This window comes from Mesorhizobium sp. M4B.F.Ca.ET.017.02.2.1, assembly GCF_003998955.1.
Taxonomy (GTDB): Bacteria; Pseudomonadota; Alphaproteobacteria; order Rhizobiales; family Rhizobiaceae; genus Mesorhizobium; species Mesorhizobium abyssinicae.
In genome coordinates this window covers 24249-49490 of record NZ_RZOF01000006.1, presented here as the reverse complement: position 1 = coordinate 49490, position 25242 = coordinate 24249, and the positions used below count along the sequence as shown (strand labels likewise).

Here is a 25242-nt window from a genome sequence, read left to right as displayed (position 1 = left end):
GTCAAGAGCGCCGCCATTTACGCTGCTTCCCAGCGCATCATCGAGGTGATGGACGTTCGCAAGAGCGCGCCCGATCCGGAGGCCGCGGCATTGTCCGGCGGTAATCTGCAAAAATTCATCGTTGGGCGCGAGCTCGACCGCAAGCCAAGCGTCATGGTGGTCAACCAGCCGACCTGGGGCGTCGACGCGGGGGCCGCCGCCCACATCCGCCAGGCACTGATCGAACTGGCGCGCAGCGGCTCGGCGGTGCTGGCCATCAGCCAGGATCTCGATGAGCTGTTCGAGATCTCCGATGCGATCGCGGTGATGCACAACGGCGAATTGTCGAAACCGCTGCCGATCGCCGAGGCGACCTTCGAGAAGATCGGCCTCTTGATGGGCGGGGCCGAGCCCGGCCACGCCGAACACACGCTGGAGACGGCATGATGCGCCTCGAACTCGTCAAACGCCCGCAGCGCTCGGCGCTGTTTTCGGTGCTGTCGCCCTTCATCGCATTCGCGCTCACGATGGTCGCAGGCGCCATCATGTTCGCGCTGCTCGGCGTCAACCCGCTCAATGCCTTCACGATCTATTTCATCGAGCCGATCAGCCAGGTCTGGCAGCTGCACGAACTGGCGATCAAGGCGGCTCCGCTGATCCTGATCGCGGTCGGCCTGTCGGTCTGCTACCGGGCCAACATCTGGAACATCGGCGCCGAGGGCCAGCTGATCTTCGGCGCCATCTTCGGATCCATCATCCCGGTGGTGTTCCCCGGCTTCGAAGGGCCGCTGGTGCTGCCGCTGATGCTTATCCTCGGCATGTTCGGCGGTGCCGCCTACGCCGCCATCCCGGCGCTCCTGAAGACGCGGTTCAGCACCAACGAGATCCTGACCAGCCTGATGCTGGTCTATGTCGCGCAGCTTTTCCTCGACTGGCTGGTGCGCGGTCCCTGGCGCGATCCGCAGGGCCACGGCTTTCCGCAGACCATCCAGTTCGGCGACTCCGCCATTCTGCCGGAGCTGATGCCGGACGCCGGCCGCGCCAATTGGGGCTTCGTCTTCGCCTTGGTCGCTGCCGTGCTGATCTGGCTCTTGATGAGCCGCATGCTGAAGGGCTTCGAGGTCCGTGTGCTGGGCTCCAGCCCGAGGGCAGGGCGCTTCGCCGGCTTCGGCTTCAACCGCATGGTGTTCTTCACCTTCCTCCTGTCGGGGGCGCTCGCCGGACTTGCCGGCATCTCGGAAGTCTCGGGCGCGATCAACCAGCTGCAGCCGGTGATATCGCCCGGCTACGGCTTCACCGCCATCATCGTCGCCTTCCTCGGCCGGCTCAATCCGCTGGGCATCATCGCGGCGGGCCTGGTTCTGGCGCTGACCTATCTCGGCGGCGAGGCCGTGCAGAGCGCGCTCGGCATCTCCGACAAGGTGGCGCGCGTCTTCCAGGGCATGCTTTTGTTCTTCGTGCTCGGCTGCGACACGCTCATTCACTACCGCATTCGTCTGATCGGCTTCGCCGCGCCAAAACTCGAGGCCGCGCCCAAGCTGGAGGAGGCACGCTGATGGACATCACCGTCAACATCCTTTTGACCATCGCCACCGCGGCGACCCCGCTGCTCATCGCGGCGATCGGCGAGCTGGTGGTCGAGCGCTCCGGCGTCCTCAATCTCGGCGTCGAAGGCATGATGATCATGGGCGCCGTCGGCGGCTTCGGCGCCGGCTACCTGACCGGTTCGCCGTGGATCGGCCTGCTCGCGGCGATCGTCGTGGGTGCGCTGTTCTCGCTGCTCTTTGCCGTCATGACGCTGTCGCTGGCCACCAACCAGGTGGCGACCGGGCTGTCGCTGACGCTGCTCGGCCTCGGCCTCTCCGGCATGATGGGAACGAGCTTCGTCGGCCAGCCCGGCCAGCGCCTGCCCAATCTCGACATTCCCGGCCTGAGCTCGATCCCGGTCGTCGGCAAGCTCATCTTCGGCCAGGATCCGGTCTTCTACATCTCGATCGTGCTGACCGCCGCCGTCATGTGGTTCCTGTTCAGGACCCGCACCGGGCTCACCTTGCGCTCGATCGGCGACAGCCACACTTCGGCGCATGCGCTGGGCATCCAGGTGATCCGCTACCGCTATCTGGCGGTGATCTTCGGCGGCGCCTGCGCCGGCCTTGCCGGTGGACATCTGTCGCTGGTCTACACGCCGCAGTGGGTGGAGAACATGTCTGCCGGGCGCGGCTGGATCGCGCTGGCGCTGGTGGTGTTCGCCTCCTGGCGGCCGTGGAGGGTGCTCGCCGGCGCCTACATCTTCGGCGCGGTGTGGATCGGCCAGCTTCATGCACAGGCTTTTGGCATTCCGATACCGTCGCAGATGCTTTCTTCGTTGCCCTATCTGGCAACCGTCGTGGTTCTCGTTCTAATCTCGCGCAACAAGCGTCTGACGATGATGAACACGCCGGCTTCCTTGGGGCAGCCATTCGTTCCGGATCGTTGACAACAACAAAAAGACGGGAAGCTCCAAGGCTTAACTCAGAGAGGTAACACGATGAAAAAACTGCTTATTGCCCTGATGACCACGACCGCCGCGATTTCGCTGGCGGCGACGGCCGAAGCCGCCGACAAGCTGAAGGCGTGCTGGGTCTATACGGGCCCGATCGGCGACTTCGGCTATTCCTACCAGCACGACCAGGGCCGCCTCGAGGTGGAGAAGGCGCTCGGCGACAAGGTCGAGACCGCCTATCTCGAAAACGTCTCGGAAGGCCCCGACGCCGACCGCGCCTTCGAGCGCCTGGCGCGTGAAGGCTGCAAGCTGATCTTCGGCACCTCCTTCGGCTTCATGGATGCCGAGGTGAAGGTGGCCAAGAAGTTCCCGAAGGTGATGTTCGAGCACGCCACCGGCTACAAAACCGGCGACAATCTCGGCATCTACAATGCGCGCTTCTATGAAGGCCGCTACGTGCTCGGCCAGATCGCCGCCAAGGAATCGAAGGCCGGCGTCGCTGGTTACATCGTCTCCTTCCCGATCCCCGAAGTGGTGATGGGCATCAACTCCTTCATGCTCGGCGCGCAGTCGATCAACCCGAACTTCAAGGCCAAGATCGTCTGGGTAAACTCCTGGTTCGATCCGGGCAAGGAAGCCGACGCCGCCAAGGCGCTTTTCGACCAGGGCGCCGACATCGTCGTCCAGCACACCGATTCTACCGCCGCGCTGCAGGTGGCGGAAGAGCGCAAGCTGCACGGCTTCGGCCAGTCCTCGGACATGATCAAGTTCGCGCCGAAAGCGCAGCTCACCTCGCTAACGGACGAATGGGGGCCGTACTACATCAGCCGCGTCCAGGCCGCCATCGACGGCACCTGGAAGCCGGACAATGTCTGGCTCGGCATCAAGGACGGCGCCGTCAAGCTGGCGCCGTTCACCAACATGTCCGACGACGTCAAGGCGATGGCCGAGGCCACCACCAAGAAGATCGCCGATGGCTGGAACCCCTTCACCGGGCCGATCGCCAAGCAGGACGGCTCGCCGTGGCTGAAGGACGGCGAGGTCGCAGACGACGGCACGCTGCTCGGCATGAATTTCTACGTCAAGGGCGTCGACGACAAGCTGCCGCAGTAAGCGATTGGAACATAAGACAAAAGGGCGCCGCTTGGCGCCCTTTTTCATTCGGCCGGCTGGGCGGTGGTGCGGCGCAGTCTCAATCGCCCGGCCTCGACCGCCCGCGCAAGCCGGATCCGGAGCATGCGCTGCGCCGGCCGCTCGAAATAGTGCCAGATCGCCGAGCAGACAAAGAGCATGAGCGCGACGCAGGCAAAGGCGGCCACCCATCCGCCGGCCAGCGGTGTGGTGGCGTTGATGACGAGATAGCCGACGTTCTGGTGCAGGAGGTAGAGCAGATAGGTCAGGCCGCCGAGCGCCAATGTCAGCGAGGACGAGCTGATTTGGCCGCGCAGCAAGACAGCGGCAATCAACGCGCCATGCATGACGACATTGGCGGCCACTAGATTGGCGGTCGGAACGGCGGCGCCATAGGCCTCCAGCATCCACTGCTGGGTCACGGTGATGGTGCAGCTGGAGATCAGGAACGCAGCCGCGAGGAGCAGCAAGGCGGGCCTTGAACGGCCATGCGCGTGAAGGTGGTGGACCAGCAGGCCGGCGGCGAAGAGTGGGCCGAACTCGGTGATGAACAGGAGCCTGATCGCGCGGCTGCCGATGAAGACCTCGTTCAACGTGGAGATCGCCAGCCAGGCGAAGATCAGCTGCAGCTTTCGGTTCCGGAAAGCCCCGGTCGCCATGGCGAGCGTCACCCAGCCGTAGAAGATCAGCTCCAGGAAGATCGACCAGTAGACGCCGTCCATGAAAGGCTGGCCGAAGACCGGCGCCACCATCGACAGATTTGCTGCATACTGCGCCAAGGAGGTCGAAAACAGCTGCGCGCCGAAAGAGACGATTGCCGCGAAGCTGATCGTCATGCACAGCGCGAAGCCGGGATAGAGGCGGGCGAAACGCGCGATCGCGAACTGCTCCCAGCCGCGGCTTTCCGCTGACCAGGCAATGACGAAGCCACTGATCAGAAAGAACAGATTGACCCCGAGATAGCCGTAGATGGCGATGGGCGCGACATCCGCAAAGCCAGCGCCGGCAAGATCGCCAGCAGCCGCGCCGCGAAAGAAATAGTGAAAGAATACAACGGCAAGCGCCGCCGCCAGCCGCAACAGGTCCAGCGTCGCGATATAGTCCTGCCGCGCCGGTCTGGCGTCCATGCGACCCTCGCATCTACGGTCCGGAACGCATAGCGCGGATCGCGATGGAACGGGATACGGAGGCCGGACCTATCGCAAGTTGTAGTAAATGCGGCGAATTCGAAACGCGGTCAGACCGCAGAGCCGTAAAGATCGTAGGCGTCGGCGCGATCGACCTTGACGGTGACGATGTCGCCGGCGCGCAGCGGGCGGCGCGACTGGATGTGCACCGAGCCGTCGATCTCCGGCGCGTCATATTTGGTGCGGCCCTTGGCCGACGTGCCATGCGCCTCGTCGATCAGCACCGGCAGGCGCTTGCCGACCTTCCTGGCGAGCTGCGTGGCCGAGATCTTCTGCTGGCGCTGCATGAAACGATGCCAGCGCGCCTCCTTGATCTCCTGCGGCACCTGCTCGAGACCGAGATCGTTGGAGCGGGCGCCCTTGACCGGCTCGTATTTGAAGCAGCCGGCGCGGTCGATCTTGGCCTCGTCCAGCCAGTCGAGCAGCATTTCGAAATCCTCGTCGGTCTCGCCGGGGAAGCCGACGATGAAGGTCGAGCGGATGGCGAGATCCGGGCACACCTCGCGCCAGCCTCGGATGCGCTCAAGCGTCTTTTCGCCATGCGCGGGGCGGCGCATGTTCTTCAGCACCTGCGGCGAGGCATGCTGGAACGGGATGTCGAGATAGGGAAGGATCTTGCCCTCCGCCATCAGCGGAATGACGTCGGCGACATGCGGGTAGGGATAGACATAGTGCATGCGTATCCAGATGCCGAGCTTGCCGAGTTCTTCGGCCAGGTCGAGGAACTTCGCCTTGACCTCGCGGTCGCCGAACATGCTGGCCTGGTACTTGATGTCGATGCCGTAGGCGCTGGTGTCCTGCGAGATGACGAGGATCTCCTTGACGCCGGCCTTGGCAAGCTTCTCGGCCTCGCGCAACACGTCTGCAGCCGGCCGCGAAACGAGGTCGCCGCGCAGCGCCGGGATGATGCAGAAAGTGCAGCGGTTGTTGCAGCCCTCGGAGATCTTCAGGTAGGCGTAGTGGCGCGGCGTGAGCTTCACGCCTTGCGGCGGCAAAAGGTCGATGTAGGGGTCGTGGCTGGGCGGCGCCGCCTCGTGCACCGCCGCCATGACGCTCTCATAGGCTTGCGGTCCGGTGATGGCGAGAACGTTGGGATGCTTCTCGCGGATCACCTCCGGTTCGGCGCCGAGGCAGCCGGTGACGATGACGCGGCCGTTCTCGGACAGCGCCGAGCCGATGGCGTTGAGCGACTCGTCGCGGGCGGAATCGAGGAAGCCGCAGGTGTTGACCACGACAAGATCAGCGCCGTCATGCTTGCGGGCGATCTCATAGCCTTCGGCGCGCAGCCGCGTGATGATGCGCTCGGAATCGACGAGCGCCTTCGGGCATCCAAGACTGACGAAACTGACGCGAGGGGCAGACATAAGGTTTTCCGGGCTTTTCGGGATCGGCGGGCGCAATACCACACTAATTGCGGCATTGGTATGGGCTGGCCCGTCCTGCGGCAAAACGCATTGCGCCGGCCCCAGTCCCGGCGATGACGGATATTAAACGTCAGCCCACCGCGTTGTTCACATGCGGCCACACTTCCAACACGCCCCGATAGACCATGTCGACCGCCACATAGAGGATGATCGCCAGGCCGACATAGGCGATCCAGCGATAACGATGCAGCAGCCTGGCGATAAAGCTTGCCGCAAGGCCCATCAGGCCGATCGACAGCACGAGGCCGATGACCAGCACCCAGAAATGATCGCGCGCCGCGCCGGCGACAGCCAGCACGTTGTCCAGCGACATCGACACGTCGGCGACGACGATCTGCAATGCCGCCTGGCCAAGCGTCTTGCGCGGCGCCTTGCCGGCGATCTTGCTGTCGCTGTCGAAGTCGGTGTTGGACAGCGCCTCTGTGGCCTCCTCCTCGTCGGCATGGGAGGTGCGCAGCTCGCGGTACATCTTCCAGCACACCCAGAGCAGGAGGATGCCGCCGGCCAAGAGCAGGCCGACGATCGCGAGCAGCTTGACGGTGACCGCGGCGAACAGGATGCGCAGCACCGTTGCCGCCAGGACGCCGATCAGGATTGCCTTCTTGCGCTGCTCGGTGGGCAGACCTGCGGCCGCCAGCCCGATGACGATCGCATTGTCGCCGGCCAGCACGAGATCGATGGCAATGACCTGGAGAAGGGCGGTCAGGCTTGCGGCGCTGAAAATGTCCATCGACTGGAGGCCCTTTGCTGTTCGCCGAGTATCGGTCGTCGAATGTCCAGACGCCCTAACGTGTATGGTTCGTGCACGTCAAGTCACTGCCCGGAACAAGGTCGGCAAGGCGGGTTCTTTCGGCAAGGCTGATCGATCGGCGATCGGGATCGCAGGGTCGCCGAGAGGCTGGTGCAAGTGCACCTCAGTCGTAGAGGTTGTACTTCGCCCAATCGGTTTCCGGGATCTCGTCGCCGATCCGGTAACGCAACTGCAGAACCTGCATATGGTCGGGCGCGGTCTGGCACTTGAACTTCAGCCGGTACCACTGCCCCTTGCTGCGAAAGGCCGCGCCCGGACTTCTGATGGCGTCGGCGCTCATCTCCGGCGTGGCAAAGGCGTAGGCGACCACCCGGTCGGCCTTGAAGCTTTTATCGTCATGGGTGATCCGGTCGAGCACTTCGGCATCGCATCGCTGTTCGAGCCGGGTCTGTGGATCAAGTTTCAGGAGACCGGCGCGCAACGCATTGTCCATCGCCTTGGCCGGCCAAGCCAGCGTCAGGCACGCCAGAACCAAGAGGCAGAGCTTTTTCATGGGCGCGACAAGCAACATATTTTGTCTGAGAAATCAACCAGACAGGGGTTAGGGGCAGCGTCGAACGGCGGGCGCGACCTTCGCCCGCTACCGCGGTATTTGGGCCTTTTTGCCTGTATGTGAGATGCGTCACATCGTCCGGTCATCCGTTGCGTGACAGTGTGGTTCGATCCGTGACGGCGATACCGGAGGCGGCCATGCGCGCGACCATCTCTCTCCTCGTTCTGGCGGCGGGGCTGATGCCTTCGAGCTCGCTTGCCGGTCCGGCGCAATCGTCGGAAGACATCATCAAGTTCTTCGCCAGCACAGCCCATCTCGGCCAGTCGCGCGGCATATGCGTCGGCGCTGAAGCCGAATGCGACGGCAAGGCGGACGCGCCGGCGGCGGCCGGGCTGGACATGCTGATCAATTTCAACCTCGATTCCGCCGAACTCATGCCGGACGCGCAAGCCAAGCTCGGCGAATTCGCGAAGGCGCTGAAGGACAATCGTCTGAAGGCCCAGAGCTTCGTCGTCGAAGGCTATACCGACGCCTCCGGCTCGCCCGCCTACAATAAAGGGCTTTCGGAACGCCGTGCCGAGTCGGTGACCGCATTCCTGCTGTCGAACGGCATCGAGGCGTCGCGCGTCACGCCCGTTGGTCTTGGTGCAACGCATCCGCGGGTCGCCAATCCGTACGATCCGGTCAACCGCCGCGTCGAGATGCGCATAAACGCTCAATAGATATTGTGGCGCCGCTAGAACACGCCGCCGATGCCGATCCCGCCACTGATGTCAGGGGGAGGGGCAGCCGGCCGCGAGGATTGCGGTTTCGAGGACCTTGCGGCCTTTCGGCCAGTCGCCTTGCCGCGCTCGGGCGCCGTGTCGGACGAGATCCTGGCCGGCTTGGCCTTCTGCACGACGACCGGATCCTTGCACACCCGGCCCGACTGCAAGAACAGGTCGCTCAGGAGCTCGACTGTGGGTTCGGTCGTCGACGCGATCCGCCTGGTGTTCCTGTAGTAGCTGGTGAGGGCGCGGACGGAACCCTTGCCCCAATTCCCGTCGACGGTGGCGCGGTAACAGCCCAATCGGCGCAGCTCCGTCTGGATGCTGCGCGCCAGGTCTGTCGCCTTTTCCTCGTCCGGCTCGCCGGCCGACTTGCCGACGATCAGCGTTTCGAGGCCGGAGACAACGCTTTGCTTGGCGCCCTCGAGGCTGGCGACCTGCGTGCCGGCAGGCTTGACCGAGGGGCCGGCCGGCGGCGTGATCTCGACCGATCGCAATGTCTGCCCGACGATGATCACAGCCGTCTGCAGATCGTTGGAAGCAAGCTCGACCTGCAGTTTTTCCTTCGCGACCGGATCCGACAGGATACGCGAAAGGCTGGCGCTCAATTGGGCCGGATCGAGCACCTGCTGTTCGGTGAAATAGAACTGCTCTCGCAGATTCGACTGATCCCAAGGCACCTGACGGCCGAGCGTGAGCGTCTCGGTCTCGTTGCGCACGCGGATCATCATGTCGGAAATGCTGAGCCCCGGGATTTCGACATTCTGCAGCAGGGCCGTGGTAAAGGGGCTGTTGTCGCCGGCCCCGTCAACCGTGGTGTTACCGGGCTGGGTGGCAAAGGCGACAAAAGTATTCTCCCCCACTTCGACCTGCGCCAGACCGTCGGCGACGCTGGCACCTTTGCCCACCGGGTTGTTCCGGCAGGCGTCGAGGAAGATGAAGGTCTGCCGCTCACGGCTGGCAAATTTCGCGATCACGTCGTTGAGCCTGATGGCGCGCGCGGTCAGCTGCTCCAGGTTCTGCGCGTCGGGCGTGTCGACCGGCAACAGAAAGTTCTCGCCCTGAAGCTGCACGCCGTGACCGGCGTAAAAGATAAGCACCGCGCTGGCGGTCGCGAGCTTGGCGTCGGCTTGCTGAAAGAGTTGTGCAAACCCGTCGGACGAAAGATCAGTTCCGGTCAGGACGTCGAAGTTCAGCCTTTTCAGGCTCTCGGAAAGTCTTCTGGCGTCGTTGTCGGCATTGGCGAGATGGGGGAGGCGGGCGCTCTGGTAGTTGGAATTGCCCATGACGATTGCCAGCCGCTTGGCGGGCTGGGGTGTCGGCTCTTCCACGGCAGCCGCCCAAACGCCTATCAAGCCGAGACAAGAGAAGAGCAGAACCGCCACGATGCGCAGGAAGGGGGCACAGGTCATGACGCGAGCTCGTCTCAGTTGGCGACAGTCTTCGGGCCACCGAAGCGCTCACCCCATGACGGCCCTTGCGCGCCGAACCCGCATCTTCGAAGACCTGAAAATTTTACATCAGAACCCCTCTCGAAGGAAGGGCGAGACCGTGACCGGTCAAAGTGAGTTACTATGATCTTCGATCGATTTTCTGCTAGTATGTCGAAATCGTATCTATGGGCGCCTGATCGTTGTTCTTGGAGAATTCAATCGCATAGCTTGCACCGACTGTTTGAGTAAAACTTTAAGTACGGGGACACGAAAATGAAAGCAGCGAATTGGCTTCTGCGCCTGTGCGCCGCGAGCGCGCTCTCGATTGGCGCAGCATTGGCCTTCATGCCTTCGAAAGCCAATGCTTGCATCATTGAAGGCCTAGACGCCAACTGTTATCTTGGCGGAGTGGCCAACGGCGCGATTGTCGACACGTCTCTGGATGCCCTTCACAACATTGTTGACGACATTGTCGAAGCGGATGTCGGTCCGGCCAAGGCGGCTCCGCCGGCACCAGCCCAGACGGCGCCTTTTGGCGTTTTCGCTTCCGGCCAGCTTGCCCACACCGAACATGACGGCTTCAGGATTTCGAACAGCTTCGACACAATTGATGGACAACCTTTCGATGTCGATGAATTCTCCGCTGCCGTCAGCGTGGATTTCAATGCCGCCAGGCATTTCGGCTTCGATAATGAGCATGGGCTCAACATAGGCCTGTTTGGCGGCTATGCCTCGGCCGAGGTGAGTGTCGACGACCGCCGCTTTTCCAGCGGCGGCGATGCCACCAACAGAAGCGGCATGTTTGGCGGCTATGGACTCTATCGCCATGATACGAGTTATGCGCTTGTGGCGGTGTCCGCATTCCTCGGCAACACCGACGTCGAGAATGTGGACAGCGGCTCCGGCAACTATGACACGCAGGGCTATGCGATCACCGGGTCTGTTGGACGCATCTTCAACATGACCGACCGGGTCCGTTTCGATCTGCGCGGTGGATTGCTGGGCGTCACTTTCACCGGCGACGGATATGAGGACAGCTTCGGCACCGATTACGGCAAGAGCCACCTGTCCTTCGGTGCGGTCAAATTCGAACCCGGCATCTATGCCGATTTCCAGCTTGGCAATGGCATGGTGATCAGCCCCTACGCACGGGCCGATTTCCAGCAGCGTTTCGGCTACTCCAACACGGCCAGCGTCGAGGGCGAGGAAAGCGAATTCGAGGACGCGGACTTTTCCGTGGCGCTGTACTCCGGATTCAATCTGAAGATGACGGGATCCACCACGCTCAGCTCCGAAATTCGTGGCAAGTGGTCCGCGGACAGCACGACCGTCGCCGGCAAGCTGGGCCTGAAGATCGCCTTCTGAGTGGATGTCGACGAATCGAAGCAGTGACGGCGGCGATGCCAAGGGCATTTCGGGCGACGCCGGCGCTGGCGGACTGGGTGGCATCGGCGGCATCGTCAATTTCAACCTCGGCAAGGTCGAGACCTGCTCGGGGTCGGTCTGATTGCGATGCGCTTGGCGCCATCGCCGTCGACGGTACCTAACCGGCCCGTGCCGTCGCCGACGAGGGTGTGTCGACGCGGGAAATCGCCGATGTCATCGGCCGGCGCCTCGGCGTCCCTGTGGTAGCCAAGACCCACGAGGAGGCAGCCGGCCATTTTGGTTTTGTTGGCCACTTCTTCGGTCTGGGCTGGCCGGCCTCGAGCGCGCGGACCAGGGAATTGCTGGGGTGGCCGCCGAGCCAGCCCGGGCTCATCCCGGACCTCGATCGGTCGCGCCATTTCGAAAGCTGAACGGCCGATATCCATCAGGTGAATGATCCAGGCGGTCGGCCGGAGCCCGGCGGCCACCAATTGCGTGCACCACGGGTCTAGCGTGCGACGTTGCCGGTAGCGCAGCCGATTGTCCTTGCTGTATCATTCAACTTCGGGCGGCTGGCAGACCAATAAAGCGCCGGCTAATATGAAGGCGCACCTGCCGCGAGGGTGATTCCGGATCAGGCAAGACACGCGATGGAACCCGACGAACCCAGAAGAGAGCGCCGCCTTCATCCGCGCGAGATTGTCCTGAAGGAGGCCACGATAGTTGCGAGTCCGGACAACCCGGCGATTGGTTGTTCCGTGCGAAATCAGCATGAGCGGGGTGCCGAACTGCGCGTTCCCTCCGACGCCGTCGTGCCGGAGCGGTTTCTGCTGCACGTGCCCGACGATGCAGTCACCTATCAAACGGTGGTGCGCTGGCGACGCAAGGAGCGGCTTGGCGTGCAGTTCTACGGCGCACCGAAGCCTTCGACGACGGCCGGGGAGTAGCCTGTCCGGCTTTTCGTCGGAGATCACGCTTAGTCCAGCTTCTCCAGAGGACTGCCGGCATGAGGCGCGCACGCCGTCGCCATGACTATTGGCGACCTCACCAGACGGTCAGCGCCGCAGGCGGAACCCGAGCCCGCGTTGCAATCAGCCGACCAGCGGCGAGAGCAGCCGCGATTATGAAAACCGCGGTGGCGCAAAGGAAGATCGAAGACGCAAGGACGGTCCCGCTGTTGTCGTAGCAAACCGCGAATTCCATGAGCTCTACCCCTGCAATCCCCGCGCGGCTTGCATGATGATCCTGCTTCGGCATGAAAACAAGCATCTGCTAATAAAAGACAGCGCGATCGGCGGCTGAGCCTGCCTGATGATTCGCAGGCGTCAGGCGGCGGCCTTATGGCAAGACCCACTCTCGGCCGGGAGCTCGTCGCTCGCGCTGCCTGCGGCCCGACAGTCTGTTGGGGTGGATTCGACTGACCGCCGGGCCTAACCGGCTTGGGGTTTGGGGGGCAAGCCGGCTGAGACGAACGTAATATTAGCGACTCTGCAACAAAACCCCGCGGGAACGTTTTCCCCTGCTAATGGCTAGAAGCGCAGCAGCCCGGCGCGCTCTTGTCGGGGGACAGTGACAGAGGGGCGCCGGGCCTTACCGACGTTGCTGCGAGGAAAGCGGCAACCGGCTCCAACATAGTATGCGCCTGCTCATGCAGGCGGAACACATCCATATGAACGAAGGAAGCACTAAAAGGGGGGAACACAAGTCGGGTGCGGCCTACCTCGCGCCCGACTCGGTTCATGCCAGGCGGCGACGGCCATTTGCTGGCGAGGGCAGAGGGGGGGCAGGCCCTAGCGGTCAACGATGATGAATCGCGGGCATCCGGTCACGGCATAGCTCGGCGTCGTGAACGTTCCTGTTCCGGTGAAATAGGAACACACTGCCCCGTCAGCCGCTTTCTCCTGCTGATAGAGAATGCCGCTCGACGTGGCGACCAGCGCGCCATTGGAAAGAACGGCCAGCAGGCACAGGCCGGCGAGGATCGTCCGCATTTTAGCTGACTGACTAGGCGCGTTGAAGCTGTCCGACCGAGTGCACGCGAACCCTCAGCACAAGAAGGCGTGTCGCGGCAAACAGCCCCAGCACATTTGAGGCGATGGCGATGTTGACCAGGACCGACAAGACACAGAATGCGCTGGGCGCGTAACAAACGGCTTGCATAGCCTGAACCCTTCAGTTGCCTGCGCTCCCGCCGCCGCTGGTCCATCCGCAGTCGACGGCGGGTGCAGGGCTCATGTACCCGCTCGGTGCGTGGGATTGCACCGTCCCTACACCTGCGAATCTACGACCACATCAGCGGTCGCGCAATTAATGCAAAAAGGCGGGCGGCCTCATCCTTTCAGGGGCTTGGTCTTGGAAGCAGAATTTCCAAGCCGTCGACAATGGCCGAACTCACCTGTGGCCAGGTTCCAAATCGAAACCGGAAATCTGTGACTTCCCGATCCATCAAAGTCTAACGATCACGAAAGCGCACTGGAAAGCACGTGTGATAACAGTTGATTCAACCATTGCTGGTATATAAGGCGAGGGTGGCGGCTCCGACCGGCCGTAGGGGTTGGGTTGCCGGAGCCGCCGGCGCAGCCAGGGGTAGTTAGTTGACCGCGCTGTCTCAAATTAGGACAGCGCGGTCTACGAACGGTTAACGCGCCGCACTAATTCAGCGGCGGCTAACGGAATGGAAGCGGCTGGATCAAATTCGAATTGCGGGGCGAGGCGTTATGGCAAGTCCCGGTTTCGGCGCGTCTAACGTCCTGTTTTTATTTATATTATGGCGGAGGGAGTGGGATTCGAACCCACGGTGAACTTGCGCCCACGCCGGTTTTCAAGACCGGTGCCTTAAACCGCTCGGCCATCCCTCCAAGCCTTGTTTTCGTTAGCTTTTTTGGTGTTTTGCGCTCAGCCTACTCGGCCGTTGCTACCATTTTGCTACCGAACGAGCTTAGCTACCGGGCTTTACCGCGCTCTGGATCGCTGCGTCAACCGCCTCGGCCGCGTCGGCCTGCATTCCCGGCATGACGTGCGAATATAGATCGAGCGTGATGCCGATCGTCGAATGACCCAAGCGCTCGCTGGCGACCTTTGGATGGACGCCGGCAGATAGCATCTGAGAGGCATGGGTGTGGCGTAGGTCGTGGAAGCGGATACGGGGTAGCTTCGTCTTGCCGAGCACGCGAATCCACTCGTGCGTCAGTGAGCGAGGCTGCAGCGGCTGGCCGTCGACCTGGGCTACCACAAAGCTGTCCGCGTCGGGACGGATGCCAAGGCGCAACTGTTCTTCTGCCTGTCGCGTCCGGTGAGCCTTCAACTCGGAGACTGTCGCGGCTGAAAGCGCCACGGTTCTGGCTCGACCTGACTTCGGCTCCTTGTAGCGCACACCGTCCTTGGTCTGCTCGGCGCTCTCGACAATAGACAACTGACGGAGGTTGTCGCCAAGCTCGACGTGGCGCCATCTCAAGGCCAGGATCTCACCGCGCCGGAGGCCGCACTTCACCGCCAGCAGCATAGGGATGAACATTCTGGTCGGCCGAAGCTCCTCAATGAGCTGCGCAGTCTGCGCAGCGTCGTATGCGAGCATCTTTTTGCGCTCGACCTTCGGCGGCGTCGTAGCAGCCGCTGGGTTGCGAGAAAGCCGCTCCCAAGTCACTGCCTGGCTCAACGCCTTTATGAGTACGCGCCGGTAATGGTGGATCGTCCTGGGCGCCAATGGGAGCAGAGGCTTGGCCTCCTCGCCGTCTTTGCGCTTGCGGTGGTCGGTGCGGGGCTTTGTCAATGCCTCGGAAAAGGCGGCGTCGATGCGGTCGGTCTTCAGCTTGGCCAGGGTCACTGTGCCGATGAGCGGGACCAGTCCCCTGCGACATATCTCGGTGTAGCGCTCGAAGGTCTTCGGCGCGACCGACGGCTTAATGAACCTCAGCCACTCTTCCAGAAATTCGGCGATGGTCTGCTTGGTCGGCTCAATGTAGTTGCCGTTTTTCATTTCGGCGACGAGGCGGGCGCATTCCTCCTGCGCTCCGCGCTTGTTGCCCTCGAAGCTGTGCCACTTCCGGCGGCGCTTGCCAGCCTCGTCATAGAGGTCAAGGACGATGGCCCACTTGCCCGGGCTGCGTTCGGTGATGTGGCCTTTCATGTGTCGCTCTCATCGAGTTTCATGTAAACCAAGGGAGACCCACCGCTTTCGCGCAGGCGCGCTGCCCAGCCAGGCTTCTGCCAGAACATCTTAATGTAGTACCGTTCTCGAAATGCCAGGGGGTCGGCTTCTTCCTCGGCCTTCAAGGCAGAGATCAGCTTGTCCCAATATGCATCCTGCTCGTCCTCTGACATCGCCTCGTATTTCCGGCGGTCTTCGACGGTCATTGGCGAGGACATCATCGCAATGTGAAAGTACCTGTTGTCGTCTCGCTCGGCCTTTTTTTCGGAAGCCTTGTCAGCGATGGCATTGGCTTCGGCCAATCGCTCCTCCGACGCCTTGACCCCACTCTGGAAGGTCCGCGCGTCCGCAATCGGAGCAATCGCATTGTAGAGGGCCAAGAGCATGTGGTGGAGGCCGCCCATACCTTCCTCGGCGTCGCGCGCCATCTGGCTCGCAAATTCCACGACCTGGGATACTTCTTCGGCTCCGTATTTTAGGTCGGCAGTCTTGTCGTTGAACAGCTCCCGATAGACCGTCGTCAACGCGCTCGCGTGATCCGACAAAATTTCTACGCCAGCGGTGGCGGAGTCGACGATGTCCTCAAGGGCGGAGTCGACCAACAGGCCGATACGGCACAACCGGCGGATGGCGTCCGACTTACTCTTCACTCGGTTGTTGTGCTGCCACTCTTCGATCGCTTCCAGCTCTTCGTCACTGATGACCATCTGCAAGCGCTGGCTGTCGCCCTTGCCTAGCTTCGGTCTCGCCATTTCTAACTTTCCCACAGGTTTCGGCTGTAACTTACACACAAAACGGTTGCGGGCAAGACAGTTTGGGCCTAGAAGGGTTTTCTACACATGTTTGGTATCTTTGTGGTGAATGGAAAGGGAACAAAATTGACCCTCGACGAAGCGCTCTCCAAACCAACCGTGTCGGTAAAGGATGCCGGCAAGGTCTTCTTCAACTTGGGGCGCAATGCCGCTTACGACGCGGCAAAGCGCGGTGACTTCGACACGATCCGGATGGGCGGCAAGATTGTTGTGCCGGTGGCGCCTATCGCTGCAAGGCTCGGGCTGCGCATGGCGATGAACGGCCGAAAGGATGCGTGAGGATGAAGTACACGATCCTTGTGAAGGTCGAGCCTGACGGCGCCACGATGCGGTTGGATGGTCGCGTGGCCTGGGCCATTAAGAAGCTCATCGATGCCGGGAAGGGTGGTTGCACTCCGATCACGCATCCCGGGCCTCGCTGGTCGGACTACGTGCACAAGGCGAGGGCGCTCGGCTTCGTCATCGAAACGATCCACGAAAGCCACGGCGGCCATTTCGCCGGACACCATGGGCGCTATGTGCTTCACACAGAGGTCAGCATCCTCGAAGACATGGCGGTCGCCGCATGACGGATGCAAAAGAGGATAGCGGGGGCGTGCAAGCCGCCGCGCATTGGCTCGCCGCTGGCGGCGCGGACCGGTCCAAGGCGGCGGTGCCGCAACTCCGCCAGCGCTTCGGGCTCACCGCTGCGGAAGCGGTCGCGGCGATCAGGGAAAGTAACCTCATCCAGGCGAGGGCGCATTGAGCGGCGTCTTCGCGGAATGGCAACCTGTCTACGCTGAACACGGCATTGCTACCTTCCCGGTGTCGATCGTCGGGAAGGACAAGAAGCCGGCCGTGAAGGGCTATCTCAAGCTCGGGTCCAAGGTGAGCGGGCAACTGGCGATCAAGTTCCCCGGTCATGACGCCATCGGCCTTGCATGCAAGCGTAATAAGATAACAGTGCTCGACGTTGATACGCCGGACGAGCGCATCCTTGCTGACGGTCTGGCGAAGCACGGCCCGAGTCCTTTCATCGTCAGAAGCGGGTCGGGCAACTTTCAGGCTTGGTACAGGCACAACGGTGAGGGGCGTCGCATTCGCCCTGATCCTGCTGTCCCGATCGACATCCTTGGTCATGGCTATGTCGTGGCGCCGCCGTCGCGCGGATCGCGCGGCACCTATGAGATAGTTTTCGGCAAGCTCGACGACCTGGACAGCCTGCCCGTCATGCGGCGTTTGCCAGTGGCCGCGCCTGTCCCTCTGACCAACGACAACGTGCCAGACCTGACTTTGTCCGCCGTGGCGGACATTCCGGCTCCGGCCAGCAAGTCCCAAACCCGGGAAGGCAACCGCAACGACACCTTGTGGCGGCAATGCATGATCTTTGCCCGGCACTGCGGAAACATCGAAGAGCTGATGAGAGCGGCCATGCAACACAACCGAGAAGAATTCTATCCAGCGCTGCCCGCCGAAGAGGTCCTGAAGGTGGTGGCTTCGGCCTGGGGTTACGAAGTCGAGGGCAAGAACTGGTTCGGCTACGGGCCTCGGGTCGTGTTCGCCGCTGATGAAGTCGACAACCTCATGGACGACAACTCCGACGCCTTCATCTTGCTTACCAAGCTCCGGCGTCACCATTGGGGTCGCGACTTCGTGATCGCCAACGCCATGGCAGAAGAGATGCCTGACGGCGGCTGGCGTCGGCATCGCTTTGCTGGCGCCCGCCAATACCTGATCGACAAGGATGTGATCGAGGAAGTGAGGCCGGCAAGCCGTCAGCACGGCCCCGCCGTCTACAGGTTCAAGGGTGGGCGAAAATGAACACCAATAAGAAACAGACACCTTTCTCCTGTCCTGTCTCTTTTCTCTCCCCCCTGTGAGTATCCCGACGGCTCGGCGAATGATCGGCGAACGAGGCACGAATGAGCGACGACCTATCGGAAGATGAAATTCAGCGCATGGCCGAAAAGCTGCTGGCGGGCTACCAGCCGGCATCGGCACTGACCGGCCTGGACCCGGAAGAATTGCGGATGGCGCAACGGCTGCTCGGGCGGTCGAACGCCGAACGGCTGGCAACCACGGGCCGGGACGAGCGCTTCAAATATCGGCGGCCGGTCCACGTGATCGAATACTACCGGGGCGGATGGGGCTGGGCGATCGATCTACTGGAAAACGGGAAGCGCCAGACGTTCAAGGCACAACTGAGCGATGACGAGCTGCGCACCGTGCTCGACGCGATCAGGAAGAAGGGCGTGCCGATCCGGCATTTCGAAACTGAAGGCGAGAAGCAGGACCGGCTGGAACGGGCGCGGCGCCTAGCAGATCGGGAGCGCCAGCTTGAAGAGAACCCAACACCGAAGGACCCGCCGCTGCGAAGCGCGCGTTTCGACATCCTCAACCAGTTGAAGGACTTTCGCGCATGAACATGCAGGTAGCCGCCGCCAAAATGTCAAACGCGTTTGACTCCAGCCCGTGGGTCGTCGTGCGGTCGAAGCCGCAGATGGAACGCGTGGCCGAAGAAGAGATGACCAAGCGCGGGATGACAGCCTACTGCCCAACCTACCGGTACGAGTTCAAGCATCATCGCAACAAGAAGTGGATAATCCGCGAGTGGCCGTTGCTGCGCGGCTATCTGTTCCTCCGCGCCGATACCATCGACTGGTACAAGCTCACGCGGTGCAAGGCGGTGCAGGCCATCCTGCGCAGCGTCGGCGGCGAGCCGATCGGCCTGGCGCCGTCGGTCATCGAAGAGATCCGCGCGCGGCAAGTTGCCGGCGACTTCGACATGTTGCGCGTCCATGGCGCGGTCGTGAAGGCGGGTCTGCCGGTCAAGGTTCTGGAAGGGCCTCTGGCCGGTCTGGAAAGCGTCGTCGAGACTGTCCGCAACGGGAAAGCCGCCAGCATCTTGGTCTCGATCTTCGGGCGGCAGGTCGAAACGACGGTGCCACTTGAAAACCTTGGCAGAAAAGGCTAATTTCGGGGCCGTAACAAATCAGGCGACACGTTCGCAGCGCGGGGCCACCTGAGCCGCCAGCCGGAACGGTACGGGTCCTCGCCACCCGTATGCGAAAGACGTGCGCCTTGAAATACCTCCTTTGAGCCCCCGTTTTCCACCGTCGATACCGGCTATGCGGCCAAAGCCTTTCGCTCGATCCTGAGAAGAACCGATGGGGGCTGGCGCGCGGGCGCCTCATGAAGTCGGGAAGCGAAGGCGCCGGATATCCAACACCAACGTTTGCAAATGGTAGCCAACGTTTGTCACGTGACAGCTACGCCACCGTCACGTGACAGATCAAGGGCCGAGGAGGGAATCGTGGTCCCCAAGGATGTGAATGTGCTGATCAAGCTTTCGGGTAAGGGTTCGGGCGCCCTGACGCTTCCCATTGTGAAAGCGAGCGGCCGACCTCATCGTAAAGTTGGGTAATGTGAGCCGCCATGTCTTTACGGAGTTCGGCTTTGGAGGCTTCATCGCCCGTTGTGATCTCAAAGCCCTTGATCCCGCGCTCGGCAACCTCCCGCATGACGCGAAGGCGTTCGCGCCAATCGTTGGCTTCCCCAGCTATTTGTCCGATGAGACCAAGTAGTACCAATTGATGAGCACGCTGCTCGGCGATGATGGCGTTTAGAGCCGCTTCGATCTGCTTGATGAAATCTTCCAAGATGAGTCTCCCTCTGTAGAGAGGGCAACCTATCCGCAGAAATCCGTAACGTCACGTGACGATGCAGTAACGTTACACTGTAACGCGAGAGGCTATGCCGGACCTGAACGACCAGCAGGCGCGCTTCGTCGACGAATACCTGATCGACCTGAACGCCACACAAGCCGCCATCCGTGCCGGCTACAGCGAGAAGACCGCATATTCGCAGGGCCAGCGCCTGTTGAAGCATGTTGAGGTGCAGGCGGCTCTCTCTGCGGCACAGAAGGCGCGCTCGGAACGCACGAAGATTGATGCCGACTGGGTGCTATCGCGCCTGGCTGATGAGGCAGAGGCCGACGTCGCCGACCTATACGACGACAACGGGCATCTGAAGCAGGTGAAGGAATGGCCGGCGGTCTGGCGCAAAGGCCTTGTGGCCGGCATCGACGTGGTCGAGGAGTTCGAGACGGTCGACGGCAAGAAGGAACGCGTCGGCGTCGTCCGCAAGCTGAAGCTCTCGGAACGCATCAAGCGTATCGAACTGATCGGCAAGCATGTCGGTGTGCAGGCATTCCGCGAACGTGTCGCGCATGAGAACCCGGATGGGTCGCCGCTCGACGCTCCATCGCCGCGTGATGTGGCTCGCGAGATAGCCTTCGCGCTCGGCGCGGGGCTTCGCAGCATCGATGAGAAGGCCGGTAAGTGACAGTCGCGCAAACGCTCGACGACATCCTGCGCGCCTATCAGGCTCTGCCTCCGGAGCAACAGAAGGATGTGCTCGACAAGGCGAGGGCGGTTCGCGGCAACAAGGTGGCGCTGCCCAATCCTGGCGCACAGACTGAAGCGTATTTCAGCCAGGCGGATGAGCTGTTCTATGGGGGCTCTGCCGGCGGCGGCAAAACCTACCTGATCTGCCTGCTGGCGCTGAACGAACACCAGAACTCACTGGTGCTTCGTCGCATCGGCAAGAACCTCAAGGGCATCAAGCGTGAGCTACAGGCTCTGCTCGGCACAAGGCAGGGGTTCAACGAACAGGCCGGCACCTGGGCGCATGCACACGGCGTCATCGACCTCGGGCACTGCGAGCATGAGGGCAACAAGGAAGACTATCAGGGCATTGCCCACGACCTGAAAGCCTTCGACGAGATAACCCAGTTCACCGAGACCCAGTATGTCTATGTCTGCGGCTGGAATCGCTCCGCTGATCCGAACCAGCGCTGCCGCGTCCTGGCTACAGGCAACCCGCCGTCGACGGCTGAAGGCCAATGGGTAATCCGCCGCTGGGGCGCGTGGCTGGACCCGACACACCCCAATCCGGCCAAGCCTGGCGAACTGCGCTGGTATACGACCATCGAAGGTGAGGACACTGAAGTCGACGCCGACTATGTGGGGCCGAAAGGTGAGCGGCCCCGGTCTCGAAGCTTCATCCCTTCATCGCTGGAAGACAACCCGGACCTGGCCGAAACCGGCTATGCCGCCACCATCGAGGCAATGCCGGAGCCGCTGCGAACGATGCTTCGTGAAGGCCGGTTCGATGTCGGACAGCAGGATGACCTCTGGCAGGTGATCCCTGCTGACTGGATCAGGCAGGCGCAAGCGCGATGGAAGTCGGACGGGTTCAAGGGTCTGAAGATGACGGCGGTGGCCGTCGACGTGGCGCAAGGCGGTCCCGACAAGTCGTCCTTCGCCTCTCGATACGGGACATGGTTCGCCGAACTGGTGCGCAAGAAGGGCATCGACACGCCGGATGGGCCAAGCATCGGCGCCGAAGTGTTCAAGATCCGTCGGGATGGCGCCGTGGTCGTGGTCGATCTGGGTGGCGGCTACGGTGGCGATGCCAAGCGGTTCCTCTCGGACAATGGCGTCTCGGTCGCCGGCTTCAACGGTTCGCACGCCTCGACGGCGCGGACGGTGGATAAGGCGCTGGGCTTCCTCAACAAGCGGGCTGAAACCATCTGGCGCTTCCGTGAAGCTCTGGACCCCGGACAGGAAGGCGGCTCGTCCATCGCATTGCCTCCTGACCCGATGCTGGTTGCCGATCTGGTGGCCTATCGCTGGAAGCCGGTCGGCGCCGGCAACATCCAGATCGAATCGAAGGAAGAGCTTCGCAAGCGCATAGGTCGATCGCCTGACGATGGCGACGCAACCATCATGTGCTGGGCGGAAGGTGAGAAGCAGGCAATCCGCAAGATGCATGAAGCCGCGCTCGGTGGTCGACTGCCGCAAGTCAAGGTCGGCTATGCGCAACAGAAGGGACGCAGACGATGACGTTCGAAGACAGCATCACCATTCCGAAGCCGAAGAAGGGCGAGAGCCGGGGCATCGTCACGGTCAAGGCCGCTGAAGCCACGCTCGCCGCTGCTGCTGCGGCATTCGGTGAAGCCAAGTTCGGCCTGCTCCGGGCTGAACGCAGCGCCGGCAGGATATCGCTGCTGTACGGGCTCAAGGGCCGCCAGCTCGATGCTGGGGCGCTGGCTTACGAACTGAACAACTGAAGGACCAAGACCATGGCAAACCTCTTCAAGCCCAAGACGCCGGCAGTTGAACCGGTGACCCGCATGCCCGATGCGCAGGACCCTGCTGTCCTGGCTGAGAAGCGCCGGCAGATGGCCGAGATGCGCGCCCGTGGAGGCCGAGACAGCACCATCATGTCCGACAATCTCACCGGCTCTACCGGCAAGCTCGGGGCGTAAATGCAGACCTCGCCCGCCGTCCAGACCATCGTCGATAACGGTAATCGGCTCTTCACCGAGAAGACGCCGATCCTGCCGCATTGGCAGGAACTGGCGGAGCATTTCTACTACGAGAGGGCGGACTTCACCGGCCCGCTTAACATCGGCTCGGACTATGCTGCTGGGTCGTTCTCGTCCCGGGCGGCAATCTATCGCCGCGACATGGCGGACCTTTATAGGACCATGCTGCGGCCGGCTGACTTCTTCGAGGTGAAATCCCTCGATGATGCGCGCAACAAGCTGCCTGATGCCCGCTCCTGGCTGGAATATGCCACGACCATGCAGCGGGCGGTCATGTATCGGAACGGCGCCGGGTTCACGCGGGCGACTGAGGCCGGGGACCATGACCATCTGACTTTCGGGCAAGCGGTGATCGAGGTAGCGCCGACGACTGACAGGCGCGCCGTGTTCTATCGCAACTGGCATCTTCGGGACTGCGCCTGGTCGGAAGACTATGCCGGCTCTGTGTCTGACGTGCACCGCAACTGCAAGCCGACAATCACGCAGCTCATGCAGCTATTCCCCGGCAAGGTGCCGGCCGCGCTGACGAGGGATGCGGAAAAGGACCCGTACAAGAAGATATCGGCCCGACACGTGGTGGTCCCGGCCGGTGTCTACGATACCGGCATCCCGCTCCGGGCTGAGCATGAATTCGTTTCGCTGTGGGTGCTGCCTGAGTGTGAGGGCGAAGTCCTCGAAAACATCGGCCGCACCTTCCGTGGCTATGTCATCCCTCGTGGGCCGACGGTGTCGGGTTCGCAGTATGCCCGCTCGGTTTTCACCAGCATCATCCTGCCGGACAGCCGCACGCAACAGGCCATAGAGCGCATCCTGCTCGAAGCCGGCGAGAAGGCGATCGACCCGCCGATGATAGCGACCATGGACGTTGTACGATCGGATATCGGCCTCGGCGCTGGCGGCATCACCTGGCTCGATCGGGAGTATGACGAGCGGCTTGGCGACGCGCTGCGGCCCCTGCCGATGGACTATAGCGGCCTGCCTGCCGGCCAGAGCATGTCGGACCGTCTCGATATGACGATCCGCATGGGCATGATGACCGACAAGGTTGCTATCCCGGATACCTCGGGCATGACGGCCTACCAGATCCGCAAGGTGGTCGAGCAACAGATGCGGGCTCACATTCCGATGTTCGAGCCGGTGGAGGTCGAATACTCCGAACCGCTCTGCTCCGAGACGTTCAAGGTGATGCGCTCGCTGGGCGCTTTCCCTGCCAGCGACATACCGGATTCGCTCAAGGGCTCTGGCGTCGAGTTCACCTTCAAGTCGCCGATCAAAGACCTTGAAGACGAGGGCATGCAGCAGAAGCTCATCGAAGGTCTGGGCGTCGTGAAGGAAGCGGCTGCGCTCGATCCGACGGTTTCCAAGCTGCCGAATGCGATGGCGATAGCAAAAGACCTTCTGCGCCGCGCCGGCTGGCCTGAGGAGTGGATCAATGATGACAAGATGGTCGCCGCTGAAGTCGAGAAGATGGCTGCGGCGGCGAATGCTCAAAGCGTGGCGGAAACCGTTGGCGGTGCCGCTGAAGCCGCTGGCCGGGCTGCTCCGATGGTCAAGGCTCTACAGACGGCTGCATGACCCAGCATTCGCCTCGCAGCAGCGGCGCACGGGTCAATCCGATGGCGCCGGCCGCATATGATGACCTCGATGTCGAAGCCATCAAGGCGGTGGCTGCCGGCAATGCCTCGGAAGGGCAGCAGAAGCGGGCGCTCGCCTGGATCGTGCACAAGGCGGCGATGACCTACGACGAAGTCTTCGTCCCGGGACAGCCAGACGTCGGCCATCACCTCACCGGCCGGCGCAACGTCGGAAACCAGATCCTGAAGCTGGTCAACACGCCAATCCATTTGCTGACGAAACAGAAAGGAACGACTGATGTCGGATGATACTCTGGCGGGCGCGGCTCCGGCCGAAAACCCCGCTGCGGTTACTCCACCTCTTGCCACCGCAACGCCGGCTCCGGCGCCCGCGCCAATCCCATCACCGACGCCAGCCCCTGCGGCTCCTGCGCCCGCTGCAAAGCCCGCTCCTGCGCCTGCGGCAGACGAAGATGGCACATGGGGCAAGGATTGGCGGGAGAAGCTGGCGAAGGGCGATACCAAGCGCCTCGAGCGTCTCGGCCGGTTCGCCTCGCCTGATGCTCTGCTCGAAGCCCAGGAGGCGGCACAGCGCAAGATATCGGAAGGCATCAAACCCAAGGGTAAACCCGGCGAGAAGGCGACCGACGAAGACTGGAAGGCGTACCGGAAGGAGAACAACATCCCCGATGGCGTCGACGACTTCGTCAAGGCCATCGTCCTGCCCGACAAGCGGGTGATCGGCGACGATGACAAGCCGGTTGTTGCCGCCTTCGCGGAGCGCGCGATCAAGAAAGGCATCGCTCCCGCCGACATGGCCGAAATGGTCGACGAGTACTACGCGCTGCAAGAGGAACAGCAGTTCCAGCAGGCGACCCGCGACCAGGACTTCAAGAAGACGACCGAAGCCGAGTTGAAGAAGGAATGGGGCGGCGACTATGCCGGCAACTTCGCTGCGATGCGGCCCTATTTCGAGAGCGTCAATGCGGAGCTGTTCGACAACCTGATGGGCGGTCGGATGGCCGACGGCAAAAAAATCGGCAATCACCCCGACATTCTGCGCTTCTTCGTCAACAAGGCCGTCGCTGAAAACCCGATGGCAACCATCGTTCCGGCTGGCGGCTCCTCGGTCGAAGCCCTGCATGCAGAAATCGCGACCCTGGAAAAGCGGATGAAAGACGACCGCAACGCCTGGTTCAAAGACACGGCGGCGCAATCGCGCTACCGGCAACTCATCACGGCCCGCGACAAGCTCAAGGCCTGACAT

The 25242-nt window shown here is 62.2% G+C and carries 30 protein-coding genes, 1 tRNA gene and 2 pseudogenes; 22 read left to right on the top strand and 11 right to left on the bottom strand.

From position 1 onward, the window contains the following. The 4 genes and pseudogenes from EN738_RS02025 to EN738_RS02010 all read left to right on the top strand — a co-directional run. A pseudogene (locus EN738_RS02025) lies at window positions 1–426 on the top strand (ABC transporter ATP-binding protein); the annotation flags it as partial. Continuing rightward, window positions 423–1535 (top strand): ABC transporter permease, encoded by a 1113-nt coding sequence (locus tag EN738_RS02020; protein WP_127282245.1) that lies wholly within the window; start codon window positions 423–425, stop codon window positions 1533–1535. The pseudogene EN738_RS02025 and the gene EN738_RS02020, both read left to right, overlap by 4 nt. Next, window positions 1535–2455, top strand: a complete 921-nt coding sequence (locus tag EN738_RS02015; RefSeq protein WP_127282244.1) for an ABC transporter permease — start codon at window positions 1535–1537, stop codon at window positions 2453–2455. The genes EN738_RS02020 and EN738_RS02015 overlap by 1 nt, the downstream gene beginning before the upstream one ends. Window positions 2456–2506: 51 nt before the next feature. Further along, window positions 2507–3574 (top strand): BMP family ABC transporter substrate-binding protein, encoded by a 1068-nt coding sequence (locus tag EN738_RS02010; protein WP_127282243.1) that lies wholly within the window; start codon window positions 2507–2509, stop codon window positions 3572–3574. A gap of 44 nt (window positions 3575–3618) precedes the next feature. Here the strand turns inward: EN738_RS02010 and EN738_RS02005 are convergent, their stop codons facing one another. From EN738_RS02005 to EN738_RS01990, 4 genes are all read right to left on the bottom strand, one after another. After that, window positions 3619–4719, bottom strand: a complete 1101-nt coding sequence (locus tag EN738_RS02005; RefSeq protein ID WP_127282242.1) for an acyltransferase — start codon at window positions 4717–4719, stop codon at window positions 3619–3621. Between the two features lie 110 nt (window positions 4720–4829). After that, window positions 4830–6143 (bottom strand): 30S ribosomal protein S12 methylthiotransferase RimO, encoded by a 1314-nt coding sequence (rimO, locus tag EN738_RS02000; protein ID WP_127282241.1) that lies wholly within the window; start codon window positions 6141–6143, stop codon window positions 4830–4832. Between the two features lie 130 nt (window positions 6144–6273). Continuing rightward, on the bottom strand, window positions 6274–6933 hold the full coding sequence (locus EN738_RS01995; RefSeq protein ID WP_127282240.1) for a TerC family protein: 660 nt from the start codon (window positions 6931–6933) through the stop codon (window positions 6274–6276). 184 nt (window positions 6934–7117) lie between these two features. Next, window positions 7118–7525, bottom strand: coding sequence for a DUF930 domain-containing protein (locus tag EN738_RS01990; protein WP_127222590.1), 408 nt, complete (start codon window positions 7523–7525; stop codon window positions 7118–7120). 179 nt (window positions 7526–7704) lie between these two features. On the opposite strand from EN738_RS01990, the gene EN738_RS01985 reads away from it, so the two are divergent. Continuing rightward, complete coding sequence (locus tag EN738_RS01985) at window positions 7705–8229, top strand: OmpA family protein (protein WP_127282239.1); 525 nt, start codon at window positions 7705–7707, stop codon at window positions 8227–8229. A 14-nt stretch (window positions 8230–8243) separates the two neighbouring features. Here EN738_RS01985 and EN738_RS01980 read toward each other — a convergent pair whose 3' ends face one another. Together EN738_RS01980 and EN738_RS36085 are read right to left on the bottom strand one after the other, a co-directional pair. After that, window positions 8244–9686, bottom strand: coding sequence for a caspase family protein (locus EN738_RS01980; RefSeq protein ID WP_127282238.1), 1443 nt, complete (start codon window positions 9684–9686; stop codon window positions 8244–8246). A 402-nt stretch (window positions 9687–10088) separates the two neighbouring features. After that, window positions 10089–10406 carry a hypothetical protein gene (locus EN738_RS36085; RefSeq protein WP_245494307.1) on the bottom strand — a complete coding sequence of 106 codons (318 nt, stop codon included), beginning with the start codon at window positions 10404–10406 and terminating at the stop codon, window positions 10089–10091. Between the two features lie 42 nt (window positions 10407–10448). Between EN738_RS36085 and EN738_RS36080 the strand changes: the two genes are divergently transcribed. The 4 genes and pseudogenes from EN738_RS36080 (at window position 10449) to EN738_RS01965 (ending at window position 12019) form a co-directional block, all read left to right on the top strand. Then, window positions 10449–11072 carry an autotransporter outer membrane beta-barrel domain-containing protein gene (locus EN738_RS36080; protein ID WP_245494306.1) on the top strand — a complete coding sequence of 208 codons (624 nt, stop codon included), beginning with the start codon at window positions 10449–10451 and terminating at the stop codon, window positions 11070–11072. A gap of 4 nt (window positions 11073–11076) precedes the next feature. Then, complete coding sequence (locus tag EN738_RS35285) at window positions 11077–11214, top strand: hypothetical protein (protein ID WP_187331312.1); 138 nt, start codon at window positions 11077–11079, stop codon at window positions 11212–11214. Between the two features lie 49 nt (window positions 11215–11263). Continuing rightward, window positions 11264–11503, top strand: a pseudogene (locus EN738_RS35870) (3-beta hydroxysteroid dehydrogenase); the annotation flags it as partial. 219 nt (window positions 11504–11722) lie between these two features. Beyond that, window positions 11723–12019 carry a PilZ domain-containing protein gene (locus tag EN738_RS01965; RefSeq protein WP_127282235.1) on the top strand — a complete coding sequence of 99 codons (297 nt, stop codon included), beginning with the start codon at window positions 11723–11725 and terminating at the stop codon, window positions 12017–12019. Between the two features lie 843 nt (window positions 12020–12862). Here EN738_RS01965 and EN738_RS01955 read toward each other — a convergent pair. The 4 genes from EN738_RS01955 to EN738_RS01940 all read right to left on the bottom strand — a co-directional run bounded on the left by EN738_RS01955 (window position 12863) and on the right by EN738_RS01940 (window position 15971). Then, the gene (locus tag EN738_RS01955; RefSeq protein WP_127282233.1) at window positions 12863–13063 is read right to left on the bottom strand and encodes a hypothetical protein; all 201 of its coding nucleotides are present in this window, start codon (window positions 13061–13063) and stop codon (window positions 12863–12865) included. A gap of 777 nt (window positions 13064–13840) precedes the next feature. Further along, window positions 13841–13930 (bottom strand) — tRNA-Ser (locus EN738_RS01950). A gap of 80 nt (window positions 13931–14010) precedes the next feature. After that, a complete protein-coding gene (locus EN738_RS01945) occupies window positions 14011–15198 on the bottom strand; it encodes a site-specific integrase (RefSeq protein WP_127282232.1) in 1188 nt (395 codons plus the stop codon). Further along, complete coding sequence (locus EN738_RS01940) at window positions 15195–15971, bottom strand: hypothetical protein (protein WP_127282231.1); 777 nt, start codon at window positions 15969–15971, stop codon at window positions 15195–15197. The genes EN738_RS01945 and EN738_RS01940 overlap by 4 nt, the downstream gene beginning before the upstream one ends. A 126-nt stretch (window positions 15972–16097) precedes the next feature. On the opposite strand from EN738_RS01940, the gene EN738_RS01935 reads away from it, so the two are divergent. The 6 genes from EN738_RS01935 to EN738_RS01910 all read left to right on the top strand — a co-directional run bounded on the left by EN738_RS01935 (window position 16098) and on the right by EN738_RS01910 (window position 18984). Next, entirely contained in the window at window positions 16098–16310 is a 213-nt protein-coding gene (locus EN738_RS01935; RefSeq protein WP_189605709.1) for a hypothetical protein, read from the top strand. Window positions 16311–16312: 2 nt separating this feature from the next. Then, window positions 16313–16600 carry a hypothetical protein gene (locus EN738_RS01930; protein ID WP_127282229.1) on the top strand — a complete coding sequence of 96 codons (288 nt, stop codon included), beginning with the start codon at window positions 16313–16315 and terminating at the stop codon, window positions 16598–16600. Next, window positions 16597–16776 carry a hypothetical protein gene (locus EN738_RS01925; protein ID WP_127282228.1) on the top strand — a complete coding sequence of 60 codons (180 nt, stop codon included), beginning with the start codon at window positions 16597–16599 and terminating at the stop codon, window positions 16774–16776. Before EN738_RS01930 ends, EN738_RS01925 begins: the two co-directional genes overlap by 4 nt. Further along, window positions 16773–17831: a bifunctional DNA primase/polymerase gene (locus EN738_RS01920; RefSeq protein WP_127282227.1), complete on the top strand. Its 1059-nt coding sequence runs from the start codon at window positions 16773–16775 to the stop codon at window positions 17829–17831. Before EN738_RS01925 ends, EN738_RS01920 begins: the two co-directional genes overlap by 4 nt. A gap of 101 nt (window positions 17832–17932) precedes the next feature. Next, window positions 17933–18433, top strand: a complete 501-nt coding sequence (locus EN738_RS01915) for a hypothetical protein (RefSeq protein ID WP_127282226.1) — start codon at window positions 17933–17935, stop codon at window positions 18431–18433. After that, window positions 18430–18984 carry a transcription termination/antitermination NusG family protein gene (locus EN738_RS01910; RefSeq protein WP_127282225.1) on the top strand — a complete coding sequence of 185 codons (555 nt, stop codon included), beginning with the start codon at window positions 18430–18432 and terminating at the stop codon, window positions 18982–18984. The genes EN738_RS01915 and EN738_RS01910 overlap by 4 nt, the downstream gene beginning before the upstream one ends. 367 nt (window positions 18985–19351) lie before the next feature. Here EN738_RS01910 and EN738_RS01905 read toward each other — a convergent pair whose 3' ends face one another. Next, window positions 19352–19669: a hypothetical protein gene (locus EN738_RS01905; RefSeq protein WP_127282224.1), complete on the bottom strand. Its 318-nt coding sequence runs from the start codon at window positions 19667–19669 to the stop codon at window positions 19352–19354. A 94-nt stretch (window positions 19670–19763) separates the two neighbouring features. Between EN738_RS01905 and EN738_RS01900 the strand changes: the two genes are divergently transcribed. Genes EN738_RS01900 through EN738_RS35280 form a run of 7 tightly spaced genes read left to right on the top strand, consistent with a single transcriptional unit; the run spans window position 19764 to window position 25239 of the window. After that, a complete protein-coding gene (locus EN738_RS01900; protein WP_127282223.1) occupies window positions 19764–20354 on the top strand; it encodes a terminase small subunit in 591 nt (196 codons plus the stop codon). Next, window positions 20351–21916 carry a terminase gene (locus EN738_RS01895; protein ID WP_127282222.1) on the top strand — a complete coding sequence of 522 codons (1566 nt, stop codon included), beginning with the start codon at window positions 20351–20353 and terminating at the stop codon, window positions 21914–21916. The genes EN738_RS01900 and EN738_RS01895 overlap by 4 nt, the downstream gene beginning before the upstream one ends. Beyond that, window positions 21913–22143, top strand: a complete 231-nt coding sequence (locus EN738_RS01890; protein WP_127282221.1) for a hypothetical protein — start codon at window positions 21913–21915, stop codon at window positions 22141–22143. Before EN738_RS01895 ends, EN738_RS01890 begins: the two co-directional genes overlap by 4 nt. A 12-nt stretch (window positions 22144–22155) precedes the next feature. Next, window positions 22156–22341, top strand: coding sequence for a hypothetical protein (locus tag EN738_RS01885; protein ID WP_127282220.1), 186 nt, complete (start codon window positions 22156–22158; stop codon window positions 22339–22341). After that, the gene (locus tag EN738_RS01880; RefSeq protein ID WP_127282219.1) at window positions 22342–23976 is read left to right on the top strand and encodes a portal protein; all 1635 of its coding nucleotides are present in this window, start codon (window positions 22342–22344) and stop codon (window positions 23974–23976) included. It begins immediately after the preceding gene. After that, window positions 23973–24284, top strand: a complete 312-nt coding sequence (locus EN738_RS01875; protein ID WP_189605707.1) for a hypothetical protein — start codon at window positions 23973–23975, stop codon at window positions 24282–24284. The genes EN738_RS01880 and EN738_RS01875 overlap by 4 nt, the downstream gene beginning before the upstream one ends. Then, window positions 24274–25239: a hypothetical protein gene (locus tag EN738_RS35280; RefSeq protein WP_189605706.1), complete on the top strand. Its 966-nt coding sequence runs from the start codon at window positions 24274–24276 to the stop codon at window positions 25237–25239. Before EN738_RS01875 ends, EN738_RS35280 begins: the two co-directional genes overlap by 11 nt. The last annotated feature ends 3 nt before the right edge of the window (window positions 25240–25242 follow it).